Origin of the sequence: Pedobacter agri PB92, from assembly GCF_000258495.1 — a bacterium.
GTDB lineage: Bacteria > Bacteroidota > Bacteroidia > Sphingobacteriales > Sphingobacteriaceae > Pedobacter > Pedobacter agri.
The window spans coordinates 1-6,160 of record NZ_AJLG01000235.1 but is presented as its reverse complement, the minus strand read 5'-3'; the positions used below and the strand labels follow the sequence as shown (position 1 = coordinate 6,160).

Genomic DNA, 6,160 nt, shown 5'->3' with positions numbered 1-6,160 from the left:
TCTACCAAAGGAAATGGTGAACTATCAGAAGTACGAGGATCATTCTGATGTGAATAAGTAGCACGTGCTACGTTTGTAACTTTACTACCAAAATTCGAAGTTAATTCAGCAACTCCAGAATATAAGTTAGCTGCCTGATAATAATTAGAATTAAAGAAAGATAGCGCATTCGTTGATGCTCTGTTTGCAGCACTTCCGAAAGTAATACCAGAACCTGTAGTAGAAGTACTTAAGTTTGAAGGCGATTGACTTTCAACTTGGTTATAACGTACACTGAAACGATGACTTTTAGAAATGTTCCAATCTAAACGAGCAAACATTTTTTCATTATCACTAATATTTGAATAACCTTGGTAAGGTCCTGTTTGATAACCGTATGTATTCTGTAAATATGAAGATACCGTATTTAAAAAATCTGCCGTTGGTCTAGCAACGAAAGAAGGAGATGATGAGCTAAATGGAAGTTGAGGAGTAGAGGCGATCTTTGTTGTTCCTGGAGAAATAGTGTGTTTTTTCTCATAGTTAACAAAGAAAAACAATTTATCCTTTACAATCGGACCACCTAAGCTGAAACCATAGTTTTTCTCATCCAATTTTTGAAGTGTTCCAATTCTAAAATCACCAATTCTTTTACCTTGTTGTTCTTCACCACGCATCGTGTAAAAAGCATTACCAGAAAAAGTATTTGTACCAGAACGTGTAACTGCAGTTACCGAACCACCTGTAAAACCAGTTTGGCGAACATCAAAAGGCGTAACATTGATCGAGATTTGCTCCAACGCGTCAATTGAAATTGGAGAACCTCCAGCAGGAATGTTCTGACCAATACCAAACTGGTTATTAAAGTTGGCACCATCAACCGTGAAGTTGTTTGAACGGTAGTTACCACCACCAATAGAAGTACCATTAGCTTGTGGCGTTAAACGCGTCAAATCGTTAACACTACGAGAGATTGTCGGTTGACTTTGAATTTGTTGCTTACCAATTACAGTTGATGTTCCATTTCTACTTGAATTTAAAATACTATTGGTTCCTTGACCAACAACTTTAACCTCATCTAAAGTTGAGCTATTATCAACCAACACTAGGTTAAGTAAATATGGCTCACCTAATTTCAAAGAAATGTCTGATAATTTTGCAGGCTTATAACCTACGAAACTTACCTCAACCGTGTAAGGACCACCTACACGCATACCACCAATGGTAAATCTACCATCAGCGTTAGTTGAAACGGTGTAAACTGAACCTGTCGGTGTATGCGTCGCTTTAACGCTTGCACCTGGCAATGCACCACTCGCATCCTTAATTGTTCCTGTCATTGATGAGGTGGTAACCTGAGCGCTTGCGCCGAAAGTGATACCTACAACTGCAACAATAACGAGCACTAATCTTAAAAGTAAAGATTTGTTCATACTTTGTTTTTTAATTGTTTTTTGTTTGTTGAATAATAATCGGGGGTGATTTTATTGCTGCAAATGTAGGGATTAAAATTTAACACATTTTAACATCCAATGTTAAATTATCGTTAAGCATTCTAAAACTTTTCAACAATTAACATGGCAGATTAACAGTTTAACTTTCAGTTTATTAATCGATTTGAAGTCGTATTGAATATTTATTAAGAAAATACCTTAAATATTATGATTATTGAATCGGCAACAACCCAATTGAACAATTTTTCAAAACAAAACTTCCAACAATTTATCTGTTAGCAGAATAAATCTTACAAATTACTGACGATAGGATGAATTTCTGATTAAAAATTGCCTATATGAGCAATTCCCTTAACATATATACATTTTATATGATGCTAAAGCTAAATTTCGATTCGCCGAATTAGCATAAGGTGTTTTGAGCAAGCCGAATGTGTTGGTTTCGAAAATTTGACAATGTATGTCAATAATCATCGCAATCAATTAACATTTTTTTTTTAGTTTTTGGCAATTGATGGTCCGATGATTAAGACCATACGGTAATGGGAAAGTTGGGCAACCATCAATCCGAGAATTATCCCGATGCGGGAGACTCCTTCCGCCAGAAGATTACTGCAATAAATAGTTAAAAGGAAATCTCTTTAATATAAATATGAACTACGACGTTATTGTTTTAGGCAGCGGCCCAGGTGGTTATGTAGCTGCAATCAGAGCTTCACAATTAGGAATGAAAGTTGCAATTGTAGAGCGTGAATCATTAGGTGGTATTTGTTTAAACTGGGGTTGTATCCCAACTAAAGCGCTTTTAAAAAGTGCTCAGGTTTTCGAATATATCAATCACGCAGCTGATTATGGTATTACTACCGCAGAGGCTACAGCAGATTTTGCTGCTGTTGTAAAACGCAGTCGCGGTGTTGCGGATGGCATGAGTAAAGGCGTTCAGTTCTTAATGAAAAAGAATAAAATTGACGTGATCATGGGTACTGGTAAAGTAAAACCAGGCAACAAATTAGAAGTTAAAGGTGCTGATGGTTCTCAAAAAGAATTAACAGCTAAAAATATCATTATCGCTACAGGTGCCCGCTCAAGAGAATTACCTAACCTAAAACAAGACGGTAAAAAAATTATAGGTTACCGCCAGGCGATGGTACTTCCTGAGTTACCAAAAAGCATGGTAGTAGTAGGTTCTGGCGCTATCGGTGTAGAGTTTGCTTATTTCTACGCTACAATGGGTACCAAAGTAACTATCGTAGAATTTATGGAAAATGTGGTTCCGGTAGAAGATGAAGATGTATCGAAACAATTATTACGCAGCTTGAAAAAAGTTGGTATCGATGTAATGACTTCCGCTTCTGTTGAATCAGTTGATACTGCTGGTGCAGGCTGTAAAGTTTCAGTTAAAACGGCTTCAGGTATGCAAACTATCGAAGCTGATATCGTACTTTCTGCAGCTGGTATTGTAGCCAATATCGAAAACATTGGCTTAGAAGAAACTGGCATTAAAACGGAAAAAGGTAAAATTGTAACTGACGAGTTTTATAACACCTCAGTAAAAGGCTACTATGCCATTGGTGATGTTGTCGGCGGTCAGGCTTTGGCTCACGTGGCATCTGCAGAAGGCATTATTTGCGTAGAGAAAATTGCCGGACAACATGTTGAACCGTTAGATTACAATAATATTCCGGGATGTACGTATTGCACACCTGAAATTGCATCTGTAGGTTACACTGAAAAAGCTGCAAAAGCGGCTGGTTACGAACTTAAAATCGGAAAATTCCCATTCTCGGCTTCAGGTAAAGCAAGTGCTGCTGGCGCAAAAGATGGTTTCATTAAATTAATTTTTGATGCCAAATATGGAGAATTGTTAGGTGCGCACATGATTGGTGCAAACGTAACCGAAATGATCGCAGAAATTGTGGTGGCTCGTAAACTGGAAACTACAGGCCATGAAATGATTAAGTCAGTTCACCCTCACCCTACCATGAGTGAGGCCATTATGGAAGCTGCTGCTGATGCATACGGCGAAGTGATCCATTTATAAGCTGAAAGCTGTTTAATGATAAAACCCTTTAGTTAGTGCTAAAGGGTTTTCTTATTTTTAACCGATTCAAACTTCATACTTGGTACTTGATATTTACTACAGTATACTTGACACTTGATACTAAAACTATAAAATGAAACTACATACCATAGATACTGGACTCTTTAAATTAGATGGTGGCGCCATGTTTGGTGTGGTACCAAAAGTAATCTGGCAGAAAACTAACCCGGCAGACCATAATAATCTTTGTACCTGGGCGATGCGATGTTTATTAATTGAAGATGAAGGTAAACTGATATTGGTAGATACCGGAATTGGAAATAAACAGGATGAAAAGTTTTTTAGTCACTATTACCTACATGGAGAAGCTTCAATGTCGAAATCCCTCGCGAACTTAGGGTTTGGCCTCGATGATATTACTGACGTCTTTTTAACACATTTACATTTCGACCATGTGGGTGGAGCAATCAGCAAGGTGAATGACAAGCTGGTTCCGACATTTAAAAACGCAAACTACTGGAGCAACGAGAAACATTGGCAGTGGGCCGTTGAGCCTAATCCCCGTGAGAAAGCTTCTTTTCTGAAAGAAAACATTTTACCCATACAGGAAAGCGGTCAGCTTCAATTTATTAAGGAGGAAGAAAATATTGAATGGCAGAAAAACATCAAAATTTCATTTGCTTATGGACATACGGATGCAATGATGCTTCCAAAAATCAGTTATAAAGGGAAAACTATTGTGTACATGGCCGATCTCCTACCCTCTGTTGGTCACTTGCCACTACCTTACGTAATGGCTTATGATATGTTTCCGCTTAAAACATTAATTGAAAAACAGGCTTTTTTGGAGGAAGCAGTTGCAAACAACTATATTCTTTACCTGGAACATGATCCTATCAATGAATGCTGTACACTACAAAAAACTGAAAAAGGCATTCGGGTAGTACAGACTTTTAAATTAAGCGAAATCTAAATGATCAGACCTGCAGCCCCTCATGATGCTCCATTTGTAGCACCACTTATTATTCAGGCTATGGGAGATTTGGCCGCCAAATTTGCAAATTCGAATAATCCGCAAGTAATTCTGGGTTTGTTCATCTATTTCTTTCAGCAGGAAAACAATCAATATAGCTATCAAAACACGCTGGTGTTCGAGGAGAATGATCAAATACTAGGTTCATTAAATGCATACGATGGCGCAAAATTATTTGAACTCAGGGAAAACTTCCTGAGTTATTTAAAAGAGAACCACGGATTAAACAGCTTCCATCCAGAACCTGAAACGCAGGAAGGAGAATTTTACTTTGATACAATTAGTGTACATCCTGATGCACAAGGAAAGGGAATTGGTAAGGCGCTTATCATAGCAGGCATTGATTGGGCCAAAGCATTGGGCCACCAAAAAATTGGTTTAATAGTTGAAAAGGAAAATCCAAGAGCTAAAGAACTTTATGAAAATATGGGATTTATCGCCCAAAATAGTATGGTTTTCCTGGGCGGAGATTATTTCCACCTCACCTACTGTTTCGAAGTTCAGCCTACGTAAAGTCACAAAAATTATATTTTTCAATTTTTATTTGTATTTAATCTAAATAATAAGCAATTTCGCATCAGATGGAAAAAGCTTGTATCGATATCAATGAACTGGTTAACGTATTCTCAAATGCACATGGTTCTATTTATCAATCAGATAAACTAAACTGCTTCTATGTAGATTTTGGTGGAAAATTTGCCAAATACAACTGTCTGTCTCTTCAAAAACTCAAAAAAGTAGTGGAGCAAATCGATATCGAAGCACTTCTATTAAATACTCACAAAGCAGATTTCGAATTGGTAACCTTTAATGGTTGTGAGCATATATACTTATTAAGCGCATTGGAAATTATTGCTTTAAAAGACCTTCTTCAGGGCACTTTCACCATGTTTAAGCTAAATCATCTGATTAGCGATTGTCTGTACAGATTGGTTTATTAGTTCATTAGCCATTAGTCATTTCCAATTGGTTCGTTAATGAATTGATCTTTGTTCATTGGTGGACCTTGCCTTTTAATCTTTATCCTCTCACTTCTATCCATCTAACGCTCAGCGAGTATCCGTTTCACGTTATTCATTCGATCACCTACCAGCTATTTCTTAATACCGATTTATAAAGGCTTCATCGGCTTGTCATTATTTAAACTCATTATAAATAACTAGCTATCAGCAATTTAGACTAATTTCATATAGCAAATAAATGATATAATTGAACAAATTCGTTTTACATTTGTATTGTTATTAAAGCACAGAAATTATGAAAGATCTAATGCGTATAAAATGTTTAATATCTCAGGATATCGAAACACTTTTAAATCAGCAAATAAAAAAAGAAGCTCACTCTTCATCACTATATTTATCAATGGCATCATGGTGTAACCAAAATGGTTATGATTATTCTGCTGATTATTTCACAAAACAATCGGAAGAAGAAAGAATGCACCAGCTTAAATTATTCAAATATGTTTTGGATATGGGCGGAAATGCGATCTCTCCTGAAGTTACAGGTATTAAAACTGACTTCGCAGGATTTAGAGAAGTTTTTGAAGATGCACTTGAGGCGGAAATCGCAATTACTCAAAGTTTCAAAAATTTAGCATCAAGATGCCACAAGGAACAAGATTTCGTAACGATGGAATTTTAGTGTGTACGT

Annotated in this window: 6 protein-coding genes; 5 read left to right on the top strand and 1 reads right to left on the bottom strand. The window is 36.7% G+C overall.

Annotated features, from left to right (window positions below):
- A partial coding sequence (locus tag ON09_RS21845) for a TonB-dependent receptor (protein ID WP_010603205.1) occupies positions 1–1,412 on the bottom strand: 1,412 nt, incomplete at its 3' end.
- Between the two features lie 673 nt (positions 1,413–2,085).
- Between ON09_RS21845 and lpdA the strand changes: the two genes are divergently transcribed.
- The 5 genes from lpdA (at position 2,086) to ON09_RS21820 (ending at position 6,151) form a co-directional block, all read left to right on the top strand.
- Positions 2,086–3,474, top strand: coding sequence for a dihydrolipoyl dehydrogenase (gene lpdA / locus ON09_RS21840; protein WP_010603204.1), 1,389 nt, complete (start codon positions 2,086–2,088; stop codon positions 3,472–3,474).
- Positions 3,475–3,607: 133 nt separating this feature from the next.
- A complete protein-coding gene (locus ON09_RS21835; RefSeq protein WP_010603203.1) occupies positions 3,608–4,447 on the top strand; it encodes an MBL fold metallo-hydrolase in 840 nt (279 codons plus the stop codon).
- Entirely contained in the window at positions 4,448–5,020 is a 573-nt protein-coding gene (locus tag ON09_RS21830; protein ID WP_010603202.1) for a GNAT family N-acetyltransferase, read from the top strand.
- A gap of 68 nt (positions 5,021–5,088) precedes the next feature.
- Entirely contained in the window at positions 5,089–5,448 is a 360-nt protein-coding gene (locus ON09_RS21825) for a hypothetical protein (protein WP_010603201.1), read from the top strand.
- Positions 5,449–5,764: 316 nt separating this feature from the next.
- The gene (locus ON09_RS21820; protein ID WP_010603200.1) at positions 5,765–6,151 is read left to right on the top strand and encodes a ferritin; all 387 of its coding nucleotides are present in this window, start codon (positions 5,765–5,767) and stop codon (positions 6,149–6,151) included.
- Positions 6,152–6,160: the final 9 nt, after the last annotated feature.